The organism is Actinomadura coerulea (assembly GCF_014208105.1).
GTDB lineage: Bacteria > Actinomycetota > Actinomycetes > Streptosporangiales > Streptosporangiaceae > Spirillospora > Spirillospora coerulea.
Window position 1 is genome coordinate 7617892 of record NZ_JACHMQ010000001.1, and the last position, 16737, is coordinate 7634628.

Below are 16737 nucleotides of genomic sequence, written 5' to 3' on the forward strand. Positions count from 1 at the left end.
GGCGCCCCTCGGCGTTCGCGTTGGAACCGTCCGGTCAGCGCTCGACGAGTCGCTCCGGCGCGGCGGACGGCCCCGTGACGGCGAACCGCAGCGCCGCCGGGAACTGCGTCTCCGGATTGGCGATGAGGGCGCCGACCTGTCCCGCGCCCGCCATCTCCTCGGCGACCGCGCCCGGCCGCACGCCGAGCACGTAGTCGGCCTCCATGGGGCTCACCGCGGTGACGCACCCCGCGGGCAGCGTCGCGTACGCCCCGAGGAAGACGCGGCTGCCCTCCGGGATCAGCGAGGCCAGCGCGCGCAGGACGATCCGCGCGGCCGGGCCGGTCACGGTCACGGCCTGCATCTGCGCCAGCGCCTGCCGGATCCGGGCGAGCTGGTCCCCGCTGACGACGCCGCCGGCGACGAGGGCGTTGGTCTTCGGGACCACGCCGTTCCGCCTGCTGATCACGACGGAGTCGTTCACCTTCGAGACGACGAGGCCCCGCTTCTCCCGGGAGGCCGTGATCGTCTTCACGGCCCGGCGGGACGCGGCGAGGCTGGGGAACCCCGGGATCTGGTGGATGCCGCGCGCCCCGCAGACGGTCACCTGGGTCCCGTGGACGTGCACCTCGTCGATCGTCTCGTCGCGCATCAGCTCGCCGAGCAGGTGGGTGCCGTTCAGGACGTGGTAGACCCTGCTGGCCATGGCCGGGTCCCCGCCCGTGTGCCGGGTGAGGACCTCCAGCCAGAGCTCGGCCACCCGCGGGCGGAGCGTGGTGGCGATCCGCTCCGCGGTGGCCCACGCCGGGTCCGCCGCGGGCGGGGGCGGGGACGGGGGCGTGGTGCCGTCGGCGAGCTCCTGGGAGCCCTGCGCGGTCTGCGGGCCCTGCCCGTTCTGCGTCTGCTGCCCGTTCTGCGTCGGCTGCGCGTTCTGTTGGAGCTGCCCGTTGTTCGGAGCCTGCCCGTTCTGCGGGGCTTGCGGAGGCTGGACGGCCTCCGGGGTCTGCGCCGGCTGCTGAGCCTGGGCGGGGGGCGCGGTCTGGAACGGCTGCCCGGCCGTCCCGAAGGGCGTGCTGCGCGTGAGCCGGTGGTCCTGCGGGGGTGCGGGGGACCACGCCGTACCGTCCGCCTCAAGGGCGGAGGGGGCCTCGGCGCCCTGCGCCGCCTCGGGCTCCTGGGGAGGCTGCTCCGCCGGCGCGTCCGCGGGCTCCGGGGGCTCCGCGGGCTCCGGGGGCTCCGCGGGCTCCGCGCGCTCCTGCTTCTGGAGATTGTCGCGCGCCTTCGGCTGCGCGGCGGCCGGGGGCGCCTGAGCACGCGCCCCGCCCGCACCGGCCGCCGCCTGGTCGGCCGGTGCCGCGGCGGACGGCTTCGCCGTCGCGGACGGCTTCGCCGTCGCGGGGGCGGCGCCGTTGGCGGGGTCGTTGGCGGAGTCGTCCCAGGCGGAGAACAGGGACGCCCAGTCGTCCTGCGGGCTCTGCTGGTCGGCCCCGGTCTCGGAGCCCGCGGCGGCGCCCGCGTCCGCCGGTGCGGCCTGGGCGGGGGGGCCGGTCACCAGGAGCTTGTCCTGCGAGGGTTGCTCTTCCGGCCCGTCGTCCTCCTCCTGGCCGACGCCGATGGCCGCCCAGAAGTCCATTCCGGTGGCGGGCTCATTTTGCGCTGCCATATGGCCGCTTCCTTTCTCGTGATAGGGCCGGATCGAGGATGATCACTTGGGGTCCATGCCGAGGAGCCTCTTCAGGAGGCCTCCCCGGCCGCCCGCCGCCTGCGTGGCCATGGACTGGCCGAACACCGGGTCCCCGGTGACGAACTGGAGGATCTCACGGAAGGTCACGTCCAGGTCCGGGCCGATCTGCAGCGCGTTCAGCCGGCGGTTGTTGGCGGCCTGCGTCCACTCCAGATCCTCGGGGATCATGCCGACGAACCGCCAGCCGGGCATCAGGTCCATGACGTCCTCCGGGCTGCAGTCCACGTCGGCGCGGGCCCGGTTGAGGATGAGCGACAGCTTCTCGGGGTCCACACCGCCGCTCCGGGAGTGGCGCGGCATGGTGATCGCGCTGAGCCAGGCGCGTGCGGCCTCCAGCGTCACCCGGTTGGGCTCGACCGGGACCAGGATCGCGTCCGCCTCGGGCAGGACCAGGTCGGTGAACGTCATGTGGTAGAGCTCGGCGACGGGCGTGTCGACGAACACGAAGTCGAACGCCTGCCGCAGCACCGCGATGATCCGCCGGTACAGCATCGCGTTGATCAGGGCCGGATCGGCCATGGTGATGTCCTGCGGTCCGAGCAGCGTGAACAGGTCGGCGTCCCCGATGTGCGCGAGATGGCTGCGCACGTTCTCCGCCCTGAGCGATCCGTTGCTCCGGAGCATGTCGAGGATCGTCGGCGACTCCACGTTCAGGTACCGCGCGACGTCGGCCTGCTGGAAGTTGGTGTCGACCAGAGCGACCCTCCCGGGCCGGCCGGCCGCGTGCAGATGCCGGGCCGCGTAGACCGACAGGTTCACGGCCGTGGTGGTCTTGCCCACACCGCCCTTGGCGGAGGCGATGGCGATGACCCGTCCCAGCGCCGGGGCGGGCTCCTCGGCCCTGACCAGTGCGGTCGACGGAGCCTGCTGCGGCCCCGGCCATCCGTTCGAGACCGGCTGGGCCGGCATCGCGTCGTGGTCGTGCCCCGTCGCGGACTCCAGGGCCGGCTCGTCCCGGTTTCCCGGGACGGGCTGCTGCGCCGCGACCCCCTGCTGTCCCTGTGCGGGCGCCGGCCACGGCTGGGAGCCGGGAGCCGGGGCTGAGGGCGCGGGCGGTCGGGCGGCCTGCGGCGGCACGGCACCGGGCGGCTGCGCGAACGAGGGCGGCTGCGCCGGGCTCTGGTTCCAGCCGCCGGCGGAGGTCTGGCCGGTGGCGGCGGGTTGCGCGGCGGGCGCCGGAGCCGGTGGCCGCCCGGCGGGTGGTGGGGCGGCAGGTGGCGGGGCGGCCGGTGGCGGGGCGGCCGGCGGGGCCGGGGGCTTGCCGGCGATGCCGAACAGCGCCAGCAGGTCCGACATCTTGAGCTGCCCGCCGATGACGTGGACGCCCGGTGCGAAGGCGTCGCCGCGTTCCGCGAAGTAGCCGTGCACGAGCACGGTGAACCCGCGGCCGGCGAGCCCGTTCGCCAGGACGGCCACGCCGGCGCCCGGGAGGTCCTCCACGAATCCCGGGGCGAACATGAAGGCGGCGGGGGAACCGACCCGACCGCTCTTGGACAGGTCGCGAAGTTCTGCCGCGGAGGCGGCGTCGTACACCGCGGAGAACCGGCCGGTCTCCCGCAAACTCCGGGCGACGCCCGGATCCCCCGCGACGACGAGGTTCGGCGCAGTTGCCATCACTCAGTGTCCTCAGCGCTCTGGTTGTCACCCGGTCGGCGAAGCGGCCGGAATCTCTATTAGCGACTGTGCGGACAATGATGGATGCCGCCAGCCCCGGATGCCGGACTGTCTCCCTGAGAGCCAACACGACCAGGGAGATGACAGCACATGGTCAACCTGAGGGCGGCGCTCGGACGTCTCACCGGGACCAGCCGCGCAGGCCGTTCCGAGGCCGACACCGCCACCATGTGGACCACTCCTTACGCCTGGCGGACCGCCGACGGCGTCTACGTCGGCTACAACGGCGAGGTGTGGATCTACCGCACCGTGCGCCTGTCGCCGATGAAGTGGGAGGACCCGGCGGAGCAGCTGTCCATGGCGGCGCCGCTGTCCCGGCTCCTGGGCGACCTCGGCCGGACGTCGCGGCAGCCGGTGGGCGGTCTGGCGACCCTGTCCAACAACCGCAACATCCACCTGGTCTCGATCACTTGGGACGACCTCGTCACCCCGCCGAAGGAGAACACCGACGAGCTCCGCGCCTACCAGGCCGAGGCCTTCGGCTTCCTGGCCCCGAAGCGCGTCCTGTTCGTCGGCGTGCAGCTCCGGTCGTCGCTCATGGACAAGACGTCCCGCGCCGGCAAGGGCTCGCAGGGCGGCATGGGGACGATCAAGGCCTTGACCGACCTGGTCAAGGACTCCATGGCCGACGACGTCCCCGACCTGTCCGACTATCAGAAGGACATGGAGCACATCGTCTCCATCTTCAAGCGGGCGGACGCGCAGGAGCCGACCCGGCAGGAGCTCGACCAGCTGGAGTCCTGGTACAACCTCGGGCGGGGCCCGGACGCGGTGATCGAGGAGATGCCGACCCGGCTCGACGTCACCGGCATCGGCGAGCTGGAGATGGCCGCCGTCATGCGGTTCGACCAGCCGATCATGCCGTCCCCCGACGCCCAGTGGGCGCTGGACGTGATCAGCCACCCCGGCGACGCCCCGCACGTCATCTCGATCAGGGCCGAGCTCGAACCCGCGAACCTGACGCGGGCGAGGGCCCGCCGGGCGCAGCGCCGGATCATGTCCAACATGGAGGAGGAGCGCAAGACCCAGGACCTGGAGAAGGTCGAGCTCTCCCAGACCTTCCAGCAGGCCAAGGAGGTCGAGGACTACCTCGCGACCTCCAACCAGCCCATGCTGGCCCGGTGCAGCTTCATCATGGCGCGGGAGATGACCGACGCCACCGAGACCTACATGGAGTTCCTGGCCCAGTACTACGGGATCCAGATGAAGGCGCTGGAGCACCGCCAGATCCAGGCGCTGGAGGAGACCCTGCCCTGCTCCTCCGTCCGGGTGAACCCGTTCTTGCAGGACGTCAACGTGCCGATGGTCTCGCACGCCGGGCTCCAGGCGTTCTCCGACCTCGGTGACGACCTCGGCGTCTACGGCGGGCTCATCGACCCGGACGGCACGCCGTTCTTCGTCGACCCCCTCGGCGCTCCCCGCAAGAACCTGCCGCCGGTCTTCGGGATCTTCGGGGACCCGGGCAGCGGCAAGACCTTCTTCGCCCAGTCCGTCGCCACCCAGTCCGCGCTGAACGGCCTGCCGGTGATCTTCGTGAACCCGAAGGGCGGCGACTCCCTCTACGGGATGGTGGACTACGTCCAGCGGATGGGGATCCCCGCCGGCCGGGTGTCGATGTCGGCGCTGGAGGAGTCGCCCGGGGCCTTCGACCCGTTCCGGTACGCGCCGCCGACGATCGCGGCCGAGATCGCGAACGTGCACATCCTGTCCGCGCTGGACGACTCCCGCGACGGGCTCTCGCTGTCGGAGCGGCTCGCGCTCGGCTCCGGGCTGAAGCGCGGGGCGCTCAACGGCGCGCGCTGCGTCTGGGACGCCCTGAAGTACGTTCCCGGCGACGACGCGGAGCGGGTGCGCAGCCTGGTGGAGCAGCAGATGGAGGCGTCGTCGATGTTCTCCCTCGGCATCGCCCTCCAGCCGCTGCCCCGCCTGGACATGTCGCAGCGGCTCACGCTGGTCGACTTCGACCGCGAGCTCGGCCTGCCGGAGGGCAAGACGCCGAGCGAGTACTCGGTGTCGGAGCGCATCGCGCTGGCGGCGGTGCGCCTGGTCATCCGCGCCTCGCTGGAGATCCTCATCGCCAACCGCTCGGGCGTGCTGATCGTGGACGAGGCGTGGACCTTCCTCTCGCAGGCCGAGGGCCTGGCCTCGCTGCAGCGCATCTCGCGTGAGGGCCGGTCGCTGAACATCATGCCGGTGTTCCTCACCCAGCGGATCGCGGACGTGGTCACCAAGGACCTGGAGTCCTACCTGAGCCGGGTGCTGGTGCTGAAGCTGAACGAGAAGCGCGAGGCGGAGACGGCGCTGCGGCTGTGCGGCCTCGACCCGACCTCCGAGCGGCTCTCGCAGATCCGCGAGTTCGGCCCGCTGCCGGCCGAGGACGGCAAGCCCGCGCGCTGGGCGCGCGGCATCTTCCGCGACCTGTTCGGACGGCACGCCCAGGTCGTCCTCGGCCCCACGCCGCCCGAGGCCGCGCAGGCGTACAGCACGAACCCGGAGGACCGCCGCAAGCGCGAGGAGGCCCGCAGGGAGCGCGAGGAGGCCGAACGGGCCGAGTACGAGGCGGCCGTCGCCGCAGCCGCGCGGATGAAGGATCCCGGCGCGACCGCGCCGCCGGGGCAGAACGGCGCGGCCCCGGCCCCGGGGCACGACATCAGCGCCGGCCCGCCGCAGACGGGGGAGGAGAACCCATGGCTCGTCGGCTGAGGCCCGGCACGGCCCGCAGCGGCGACCCGCGGAAGCGGAGCCGTTCCGGCCAGGCGGAGCCGGGCGGCGCGAAGGCGGCACCCCCGCGCCCACGCCGCGGACTCCAGCTGCTGGTGTGGGCACTGGCGCTCACCGTCTTCGGCGGTCTCGCGCTGCTCTCCGGACAGACCGAGGGCTTCGGATCCGGCGGCCGGCCGCCGAACGCCGCCGCGCCCGCCGCGCCCGCCGCGCCCGCCGCGCGCGTCGCGGCGCCCGCGCCCGCCGCCTCCTCAGCGCCCGCTTCCACCCTGCCCGCCAATTCCACAGTGCCCGTCTATAACACCGTGCCCGGCGTGTCCTCCGCGCCGGTGGCGCAGACCGGAGCGGGCGTCGGCGGGCGCCTGCTCGCGGCGGCCCCGGACGACCAGCCCACCTACGACATCAACCGGGACGCCTGCGAGGCCTACAGCGAGGCGAGGGACTTCCTGCCGCTGCACCGGTGGACGTCCTTCGAGCTCTTCGTGGTGGACAACGCCCGGATCTTCAAGACCCAGCGGTTCGTCTCGATGATCGCCAGCCTGATGTTCATGGCGGGAGGGCTCTGCTGGCGGATCATCGGCTCGCTGATGGGATTCGGCTACTCGTTCGACATGATCTGCCGGGCGGCGGATCCGATCAACTCGGTCGTGCGCACCTTCTCGCTGTACGCGGCCTGGTTCCTGATCCCCTCGTGGATCTTCGTCATGGCGGCGGTGTTCCGGCGCTGGTCCAGCAGCGGCCACCGCCGGGGGCCCGCGGCCGCGATGCGCCTGGTCATGGTGTTCCTGGCGGCGAACGGGTTGATCTTCTTCATCGGCGACCAGGCCGACAAGCACCAGGACAACCCGACGGCGGCGTACACGACGCCGTGGATGGCCGCGACCGTCCAGGGCTGGTTCACCACCGCGGCGGACTCGCTCTACAACCTGCAGAAGATAGGCAGGATCAACGACGGCACGGACAACAATCCGGTGTTCTATGACGGCCATCCGGACGGCGGAGCGGGCGCGGTCACCTGCGCGAAGTTCGACGACAAGCTCAACGACGAGTACATGGCCCGGAACAAGGACACCTCACTCGCCAGTGGAAAACAGGCGATGGTGCAGGTGAGCAAGATGTGGGAGATCTCGCTCGTCCGTTCCTGGCAGGCCGCGCAGTTCGGTGAGGGCACGAAGCAGTTCCCCTCGCCTGCCCACGCGTCCTGCCGCTGGCTCGAGGCCAACGCCGACGTGAGCACCGAGAACAAGCTGGAGGCCTACGACCTGGCGACCGGCCACGGCAAGGGCACCACCACGTCGAACTCGGCCCGCGGGTACTTCATCGACCCCGCCGCGGACGAGCAGATGATCATGATCGCCTGGGGTGCCTGCAAGGCCAACGACGACGGGCTCGGCAGCGCCCACACGATCCCGCAGTGGGACAAGGCCACCGACACCAAGGACAAGGCGAAGGCCTGCGAGAAGCTCTACAGCAACGTCACCTACGAGGACGACAAGAGCGGGACGCAGTTCAGCGTCGCCGGTATCGACGTGCTCTGCTTCCTCTGCGACAACGGCACGATGGGCACGTTCTACTTCAACGGTGACGACGAGCTCAAGGACAAGCTGGGGAACTGCTACGCGAGCGAGCCCGCCTGCCAGGCCGACTGGAACTTCGTCAGCGCCTGGCTGGGCAAGAACCAGGCCCAGCGGCTCACCCAGGGCCTGCTGTCGATGATCGTCGCCTTCGTCTTCCTGTTCGTCATGGGACCAATGGCGATCGGTATGACAGTGTCCAGTGTGGGTTTGGCAGGACTTGTCATGATATTGCCATTGACATTGCTGCTCATAGGAGCGGGCCTGCCGCAAGGGATGAGACTGCTCAAACTCACCGGAGCGGCGGCGGCGGGTGACGCCCTCTTCACCCTTGCCCTGACGTTCCTGACCATGCTCACCGATACGACGTACCAGGCCATCGAGGCGACCACCAAGGACGGCACGCCGAACTTCTTCCAGCAGGTCGCGCAGGGCGCGGCCCCCCTGGTGGCGCTGTTCCTGTTCAAGAAGATCAGCAAGATCCTGAGCCTGGGGGACATCTCCTCCACCTCGGGGGCCACGGGGTTCGCCTCGGCCATCGTGCTGCGGGGCAGCGGTGACCGGAGGCTGTCGCGCAACGCGGGCCAGCAGGTGTCCCAGCGCCTCGGCCGCCTCGGCGTGGGCAAGATGCGGCTGGCCGCGCTGGACGAGCGGTCGCTGCAGCGGCGCATGCTCAACAACCGCGCGACGAGGGCGGTCGCCGGCGCGGCGAAGAAGGGGGCGCAGCGAGCCACCCGCCCGATCACCGACTGGGCGAAGGACAAGTACGACGGCGGCCGCGCGAAGCTCCAGAACGGTGTGAACGCCCTGCAGCGCAAGGCCGCGTCCGGGTCGCCCGCGCAGCGCGCGGCCGCGTACGCCGGGCTGACCGCGGGTCTGGCCGGCCTGACGATGGTGGCGCCGCCGGCGGTGCTGGCGACGCTGCCGCTGATGGCCTTCACCGGCTCCGCGGCGGCCGGGCGCGGCATCCAGGCCGGCGTCAACGGGATCAGGGGCGTGCGCTCCGGAGCCGGCGGCGAAGGGACGGGCATGGACGCGATCTCCGCGGCGGGCATGCCCACGGCGAACAGCGCCCGGACGGGCCTGCGGCAGGCCGACGACTGGCATCGCAACATCATCCGCGTCAGCGACTCCGAGGAGCAGCGGCGGCTGATGGGCGAACACGCCGAGGAGGGCCTGAACATGCTGCGGGCCCGGCAGTGGGGCCAGGGGCAGCCCGGCGGGCTCCACCCGGAGTTCACCGGATTCGTCAACGACGAGGAGAAGATGCGGGCGCTCGCCGACGCGGCGAGCGCGATGGGCCTGAACGCCAGCCAGCTCCAGGTCAGCAACCAGGGGCTGCTCGCCCCCAACGTCGAGTTCGCGAACGGCCGGCCCCAGGGCATCACCGCCGAGCAGCTGGGCATGATGCCGCACCTGTTCCTGCCCGCTCGCGACCGGCGGCCCCAGATGACCGCCGACGGGGTTCTGGAGAACCAGGACCAGCAGATCGCCCGGATGACGGCGCAGCTCAGGGAACGCGGCTACGTCACCGACGAAGGCGAGATCGTCAACGTCCTGGAGGCCCACGGGTTCGACACGCGCCTTCCCGAGGTGAAGGTGCGGGTGGAGCGCTGGCTCGACGGGGGCAAGGACGAGGAGCTCTCCCGCATCAGCATCGCTCCCCGCCGGGGAGAGGTCGCCGCCGTGGAGGCCGCCCGGGAGTGGGCCAGCGACGTCGACATGCCGGCCCCCGACATCCGCCAGCGGCGCGACCTGGACGCGGTGAGCGGCGTGATGACCGCCGCGCGGAGCGAGATCGGAGACTTCAACAGGATCCGCATCGAGATGCCGGACGGCACCTTCGCGTCGGCCGGCAACCTCCAGCGCCAGCTCGAAGGGGAGATCCGCTCCATGGTGAGCGTCGCCATGGAGACCAAGAACCTGCACGACACGATGAACGCGGGAACGATCACCGGGGAGTTCTTCGGAGCGGAGTACGCCCGGCTCACCCAGATGCAGCAGGAGGCCGCCCAGCAGGTCGACAGGCTGAGCGCCATGTTCCGGGACGCGGTCGACGCGTCCCGTTCGGCGCGCGGCGTCTGCGAACTGCGGGTGCAGATGGCCGATCCGAACAGCATGATCGACGCCGATGAGCTGACGCGGCTCGCCGACCAGATCACCAAGAGCAACCAGCAGGCGCAGCAGCAGGTGCACCAGGAGATCGACAGGCTGGTCGGCGCCATCTCCCAGCGGCCGACCGACTCGGGGGCCGCGGCGGGGATCCTCCGCAGCCTCGACGAGTTGCGGGACGTGTTCGACCGGGAGGGCCGCGGTGAACGCTCGGAGAACCAGGCGGTGATCGACCGGCTGAGCGACCTGGAGCGGTCGCTCCAGGACAGCAGGCGGATGACCCAGGTCGACCCACGGCTGGCGGCCAACGCGAACACCCCGGTCGACATCCGGAGGGTGCTGCGGGACATGTACCGAGACGAGATGTCCAGGACCTAGGGCGGTGTTTATTACAGCCCGGCCCACTTCGCTCGCCTGGCGGCTCGCTGCGTGACCTTGCCTGGGGCGAACGCGGCATCGCTTCGCGACCTGCCCGGTTCCGCTCGCCTCCGGCTTCGCTCCACCGGCCAGTTCACGCGTTCGCGCGCGTGGCCGAGGTCTCCGCGGACAGGACCTGGCCCCAAGGCGCCGGGAGCCGAAAGAAGAACCGGCCTCCACCCGCTGGGGGTGGAGGCCGGTCGTCGTCGGGGTTCGGGTCGTGTTCCCGCAGGTTCGGGGAACCTGCGCCTGCGTAGGCGTTCAGCTGACGCCCTCGCAGGGGTTGTAGTCGTGCTTCTTGGAGCACGACTCGAACCGCTTGGCGTACTCGTCGACCTTGCCGTCGAACACGCTCTCGGAGTCGATGACCTGCCACTCGGTCTCTTCCACACCGAAGGTCTGGTCGAACGTGAGGCGGGTTCCGTCCGCGGAGAGCGTGGCCTCGACCGGGCCCTGGTCCCCCAGGTTGGAGAGCTTGAACAAGGTGTCCGAGCCCGTGCCCTTGAACGGCTTGTCCTTCGGGTACTCGACCTTGCGGCCGTTGCCGTCGAAGTGCACCAGCGTGTAGGTGCCGGTCACCTGGCCGCCCTGGGGGTAGACCTCGAAGTTCAGCAGGGCGTGCTGCTCGCCGTGCTCGACCATCGCGATGACCTCGCGGGGCTTGTTCTCGGTCGCCGGGGCCGTCGCGCTGGGCTTGGGGTCGGTCTGGTCGCTGGCGCTGTCCGAGCCGGTCATCTTGACCAGACCGAACGTCAGGCCGCCGGCGAGCAGTGCCACCACGACGGCGAGGAGGGCGAGAGGCAGGATGCGTCGGTTGTTCGGCTGCTCGCTTTTCACGGTTGTTCCTTTCGGTGAAGGCGCGAGAAGCCGGGTGATGGACCCGGCTTCTGTACGCGTCTGATGAGATGCGAACGGGGCCGGGTCGGCTCTGTTTGCAATGTGCCCATCAATTGTCGCGCATAGCGCACCTGCCCGCAAGTGGAGGTGCGCTGTGTTCGTCTCCTGCGGGCCTTCTGTGACCAGCGCATGCTCAAAGCGAACGACCGGGACGCCGATTCTGCGTGATCACGATCACGCAGAATCGGCGGCGGCCGGGAGCGCTTTTCACACCTTGCTGGCGTCGACCCAGCCGACCCAGCCGTCCGAGCCGATCTCGCCGGTGGTGTAGGCGCGCTCCACCTTGGAGACGTCGCCGGTCCTGTTGGTGTGTACTTTGTAGCCGTCGGCGAGTTGCATCGCTACATGGCCAGTGCTCGGTTCGACCAGGTCGCCGGGCTTGGCCTGGCTGTAATTAATCCGGTGCATCCATCTGACCACCCGAAAGGTTCCGGTGACAGGAGCATTGCTGCCCTTCGGGTACAGGTTCGGAATGGCGCCGCTGTCACGATAGGCCCTGGATACGAAGCTGGAGCAGTCGGCCCAGCCCGGGTCGTTCCGCTTTCCCGAAGTGAGCGGGGCGTAGGGCCAGTTGAGATGGTTGAGTGCCCACTTGATGGCCATTGCGGCCTGGGGGGTTCGGGCCTTGGCCACCGAGTCCACGCACAGCTTATGGATGGTGATCTGGTCGGGGTTCGTCGCCTTGTTCACTACTCCATCGTGCAGAGCCCTTGTGCCGACCTTTACCGGGCAGCCGTCGGGGCCGACCGTCGTCTGGGTGGTGCCGGCGTTCTCGATCGCCCCCCCGCCCGTGGCGAGCGATCCGATCAGCTTCCCGGCGCTGTTGAACGGGGTGATGACACCACCGAAGAACCAGGCGTACTCGACGGCGACCTGCTCCAGGGGGAGCAATACCCCCTCAGTGTTCCCCAGCCGGGACCAGGCCTCGGCGGCGTCCTCGCCCACCGGCGCGCCGACCGGCTTCAGCGGACGCAACGCCAACCGGGGGATGACCAGGGTGTCCTCACCGACGACCGGGGATGTCTCCGTGTTGGCGTCCTCCCGGCCCTGATAGTAGTTGCCCAAGCCGTCGAGGTTGGTCGAGTTCGCCCCGCCCGTCAGGCCCGTGGCGATCTGGGCAAGGGTGGCGTTGTATCCGGGGGCCCAGGACCCGATCATGCATTTGGGGTCGCTGGCCGGGTCGGTGATGCCGTGGGCCTCCTCCAGTTTCTGGAGCTTCGGTTGCCACTCGCTGTACACCTTGTCGGTGCCCGGGGGCTTCTTCAGCGACGCGAACTCGTTCGCGTACGGGGCGATGTCGGTCAGGAACTTCCTCATCACCGCGGTGCACTCGTCCGACCCCTGGAAGGTGTTCTGTCCGGGGCCGATCAGCGAGAACAGTTCGAGGTCGGTGCCCATGGCGATGCTGAGCTTCTGCCAGCCGCCGACCATCGGCTGGAAGACCCCGAGGTCGTGGGGGCGCTCCTCCGGCGGGACCTTCTCGACGGACAGCACGAGTTTGGCGGCACCGGCGATGTTCTTGTCGACGTCGCACCGGTCCTCGACGCCGGCCTCCTCCGCCTCCTTCTTGGTCATCGGGAAGATGCCCTGGCGCGAGTCCTTGCCGTTGTCGCAGTCGTCGGTCTTCCACTTGCCGGCTCCGTAGCTGACCGACATCGCCTCGTTGACGAGGGTCTCGACGGCGGCGGGGCGGTTGTCCTGCACGGAGTACTTGAACCCGCCCTCCTGGTACTTGCCGCCGGTGACCAGGTAGAGGTTCTGGAGCCGGTTGGTCTCGCAGCGCCAGATCGAAATGATCTTGAAGCTGACCGACCACGGCTTCTCGGGGTCGTCCGGCGGGGGGACGGCGCAGGGCCCGTCGGGGTTGGCGGTGCGCTCCATGAAGATGCCGGAGGCCGCGATGACCTTGCTCCAGTACTTGCGGGCGTTCTCCTGGTCCTTCTCGTTGCCGTCGGGCTTCCACCTGGGGCTCTTCGGGTCCCGGTGCACCTTCTCCGCCGCCTTGACGAGCTCGAAGGCCACGAAGTAGGAGGACTGGCACGGGTTCTGCGGATCGAGGCCGTGCATCCGCATCTGGCCGGACGCCGCGGGGGTGAGCAGGTACGGCCCGGAGCCCTGGTTGTCCTTGCCGCCGATGTCGGGATCCGGGTCCTCGACGTCGCATCCCCAGGCGCGCAGGCCGGCGCTCTGCCCCGCCGCACCCGCACCCGCGCCGGCGCGGAGCGCGGCGGTCTGCGTCCGGGGCCCGCCGGGCTGGACGTGGTACGAGGCGGGCTGCGCGGCGCCGGAACCGGCCGGATGCGCCTGCGCCGCGGCCCGCATCTTCGTCATGACCCCGTCGACGTACTTCCAGGCCGTCGGGTTGAAGTCGCAGGCCCCCGGGCACTGGTCCCACTTCTCCGGGTTGGGGCCCCAGCTCCCCGTGAAGTGGTCGACCGCGATCGGCTGCCACTTGTGGTACTTGTTCCACTTCCTGAGGATGTCCTCTTTGACCCGGCGGTCCTGCACGCTCGGCGGAGCCAGGCACGCCCTCGCGTAGCCCCCGTAGTTGTTCCAGGTACTGGTGATGTACTGGTAGGCGCCGCAGGCGGTGCTCTTGTTCGTCCCGGCGTTGCGGTCGTAGACGCCGTTCGACTCCTGCATCCGCAAGGCCCAGAGGAACCAGCCGAACTGATGGCTGAAATCGCCCTCCGGCGGCGCCACGTGACCGTTGTCGGTGCCGGGCACGGTCGCGGCCGAACCCGGGCCGGACACTCCCTGAACCGGCCCCGGCCCCGCACCGACGGTGTTGCTGGCGTTGACGTCCACGCCGCCCGTGCTGCCGTCGCCGCCGGAGCCGTCCCCGCCGGGGACCTCCTTCGCCTTGCGCCCGGGGTCGCGGTCGATGTTGTCGTAGGGGCTGTAGCGGGCGAAGTCGGTCTGCGCCTTGGCGAGACCCGCCAGGATCGTCCAGGGGACCTCGGAGTAGTCCTGCGCGCTGCCCGAGGTCTGCTCCGACGCCTGCTTGAGGATCCGCTGCCAGTTGCCGGGGAAGTACTCGGCGATCTTGTTGTCCGAGGTCTGCTCGGGCTGGGACTCCGGGACGTCGTCGTCGACGTTGACGCCCAGGATCATCCCGGCGATGAGGATGATGCAGAGCAACGGGATGAGGATCGGAAGGCTGGCGGCCAGCAGCAGCTTGAGCTTGCCGTTCTGCTTGTCCTTCTCCGACTTCTTGCCGTCGGCCCTCTCGTTCTTGCCTTTCTGGCCGGCTCCCGCCGTGTTCGGGGCTCCGCCCCTCCGGCGCCGGAAGCCGTCCATGAAGGACTTCGGTATCTTCTGGCCGAGCTTGGACTGCTCGAACTTGTCCAGCGCCCGACCGCCGGCGCCGGAGTCCTTGACGGTGTCGTACGCCTTGGGCGCGTACCGGTCGGCCAGGGCGCGGGCGCCGATGTCGGCGGCCTGTCCGAGGAGGTTGAGGCCCTTCTCCCCGAGGTTGTCGCCCTCCGGGATCGACGGGACGTAGTTCGCCGGGAGGCCCTTCTTCGCGGCGGCCTCGCGCAGCTTGCCCTCGGCGAAGTCGCCGGCCGCCCTCTTGAGCCCCTCCCTGGGGTCGCTCTGGGGCGTCTGCTCCGACGGCGTGCCCGTGCCCGTGGGCGGGGCCTTGAGGTCCTTGGCCAGCTGCGCGGCCTTCGCGGCGACGTCCAGCGCCCGCTGCATGCCGAGCGGGTTGTCCTTGTTGAGCTGGACGGGCCCGCCCCGCAGCGCCGCGTCGCCGTACGGGTTCGTCCCCGTCCCGTCCGCGCCGCGGTCGATCGCCGACTGCTCCTTGAGGATGTCGGAGACGTTCTGAGGCTGCTGGGCGGCCGCGGCGATCCGGGGGTCCGAACCCAGCGCGGCGATCTCTTCCGGCGCGAGCTCGGCCAGGTCCTCCGGCGGCTCGCCGTCGACCACCGGCTGCAGCGCGGTCGGCTGCGGAGCCGGGGACGGGCCGTCCTGCAGTTCGTCGCCGTCGAGAGGCCGCGGTGAGACCTCGGAGCCCTTCCACGGGCTGCTGTCCTCGTCCATCCAGGGCATTAGCCGCTACCTCGGTTCCGGTACCTTGCTCGGCTCTGCGCTCACCCCCCGGTCGCGGGAGACGATCGAACTTGACCGTCCGATGATTCGCGTTCAGGGCAAGGGGACGGTGGATCGCGGTCGCCGGATGTGCTAGCCCGCCCTGACCGCGTATCCGCGCCCGTCCGGCTCCACCAGGAGGTCGACCACGTCCGGCCGCCCCCCGCCCGCGTGCGTGATCGTCGCGCTGAACCGGTACTGGCTGTTGCCGGTCTTCGTGGGATCCACGACGGTGATCCCCCGCACCACCGATCCCTGCGGCATGGGTTTGGCCGGAGACGGCCGCGCCGTGCCGATGACGGGGATGCCCTTCCAGTCCCCGGTCACGATGGCCCTCGCGGAAGCGGCGGCCACGTTGAGGGCGCCGGCCGGGACGACCGTCGCGCCGCCGTCCGTCATCGGGACCCTGGTCGCGGCGGTGGCGGTGAAGTTGGTGGCCGCGGCTCCCGTCGGAAGCACCTGCGACGGGCTCCCGGACGGGGTGGGCGTCGCTTCCCCCGGGCTCGGTGAGGCGGTGAGGCTCCGGGGGTCGAGTGTCTGGACCTGGTAGCGCGGCGCCTGGCTCGCGGCGGGGGCGGCGCCGGGAGAGTCATCGCGGTCGAACACCGCACTGACCAGAAGCATCAGGATGATGCCACCGACACCGGCCCATACCGCGATGTTCCACCACTCGGGCAGCTCGGTCTCCTGGAAGAGGCGCCGCCGCCGGAAGCCCTCGCGGGCGTAGTCGGTCAACTTCGGCATGACTCTGACCGTCGCGGGCGAGGGGGGCCGGGCAACCGGAGTGCGGTGACGTGTCGCGAATCGTTATGGCGTCCGGGCGGCAACCCCGCACGGTTTGAGGCATGAGCGAGGAGGACGACCGCGTCAGGGGGCCGGCGATGCTGGCCGCCACCAACATGCTGAAGCCGCCGCCCGCGGTGATCGGCAGCCTGAACAAGGACATCACGCTGCCCCGCACGCTCAAGCTGACCACGCTCATCGCCGTGGTCGTCGGGGCGTCGCTCGGGTTCCTGATCTCCTTCCTCGTCTTCGGTCCGGGGCTGAACGCGCTGATGTACGGCCCGGTGCTCGGCGGAGCGGCCGGCTGGGCGTCCGTCAGCCTGTCCCCGCTGAACGGGGAGTCGCTGGCGACGTGGATGGGCCTGCAGATCAACGGGACCCGCAACCGCAGGCTCTACGTGGACGGTCGGCCGGTCCGCCTCTACATCGGCATCTCGCCGCTGCGCCGCACCGCCGCGGGCAAGGTGCGCATGCTGCCCGGCGGCGTCCCGGTGGACGCCGTTCGCTGGGACTCGCGCGGTTACCCGCAGCAGGAGATCCCCGGGGCGGACCGGCTGCGGGCTCCCCGCCGCAAGGGACGCGCGCTGACGGCGTCCACCCAGCTGTCCAGCGGCCGCGGGCGGGGCCGGAAGGATCGCCGCCGCGGGTGAGCGCGGACTGCACTTGCGCATCGGCGTGAGGGCCGCACGGTCCTGGCTGCAACACGACAAATAGAGGAGGGACGATGCCGGAACAGTCACC

Annotated in this window: 8 protein-coding genes; 3 read left to right on the top strand and 5 right to left on the bottom strand. The window is 70.6% G+C overall.

Annotated features, from left to right (window positions below):
* Positions 1–34: 34 nt before the first annotated feature.
* Both BKA00_RS35355 and BKA00_RS35360 read right to left on the bottom strand, forming a co-directional pair.
* Positions 35–1642 carry a hypothetical protein gene (locus BKA00_RS35355; protein WP_185032497.1) on the bottom strand — a complete coding sequence of 536 codons (1608 nt, stop codon included), beginning with the start codon at positions 1640–1642 and terminating at the stop codon, positions 35–37.
* Between the two features lie 42 nt (positions 1643–1684).
* Entirely contained in the window at positions 1685–3337 is a 1653-nt protein-coding gene (locus BKA00_RS35360; RefSeq protein WP_185032499.1) for a CpaE/TadZ family protein, read from the bottom strand.
* A gap of 150 nt (positions 3338–3487) precedes the next feature.
* Between BKA00_RS35360 and BKA00_RS35365 the strand changes: the two genes are divergently transcribed.
* Together BKA00_RS35365 and BKA00_RS35370 are read left to right on the top strand one after the other, a co-directional pair.
* A complete protein-coding gene (locus BKA00_RS35365) occupies positions 3488–6100 on the top strand; it encodes an ATP-binding protein (RefSeq protein ID WP_185032501.1) in 2613 nt (870 codons plus the stop codon).
* Positions 6085–10182: a hypothetical protein gene (locus BKA00_RS35370; RefSeq protein WP_185032503.1), complete on the top strand. Its 4098-nt coding sequence runs from the start codon at positions 6085–6087 to the stop codon at positions 10180–10182. Before BKA00_RS35365 ends, BKA00_RS35370 begins: the two co-directional genes overlap by 16 nt.
* 300 nt (positions 10183–10482) lie before the next feature.
* Here the strand turns inward: BKA00_RS35370 and BKA00_RS35375 are convergent, their stop codons facing one another.
* The 3 genes from BKA00_RS35375 to BKA00_RS35385 all read right to left on the bottom strand — a co-directional run bounded on the left by BKA00_RS35375 (position 10483) and on the right by BKA00_RS35385 (position 15957).
* On the bottom strand, positions 10483–11058 hold the full coding sequence (locus tag BKA00_RS35375; protein WP_185032505.1) for a hypothetical protein: 576 nt from the start codon (positions 11056–11058) through the stop codon (positions 10483–10485).
* 267 nt (positions 11059–11325) lie between these two features.
* Entirely contained in the window at positions 11326–15165 is a 3840-nt protein-coding gene (locus BKA00_RS35380) for a hypothetical protein (protein ID WP_185032507.1), read from the bottom strand.
* A gap of 141 nt (positions 15166–15306) precedes the next feature.
* Complete coding sequence (locus BKA00_RS35385) at positions 15307–15957, bottom strand: hypothetical protein (protein WP_185032509.1); 651 nt, start codon at positions 15955–15957, stop codon at positions 15307–15309.
* A gap of 101 nt (positions 15958–16058) precedes the next feature.
* Between BKA00_RS35385 and BKA00_RS35390 the strand changes: the two genes are divergently transcribed.
* Complete coding sequence (locus tag BKA00_RS35390; RefSeq protein ID WP_185032511.1) at positions 16059–16646, top strand: hypothetical protein; 588 nt, start codon at positions 16059–16061, stop codon at positions 16644–16646.
* Positions 16647–16737 lie beyond the last annotated feature (91 nt).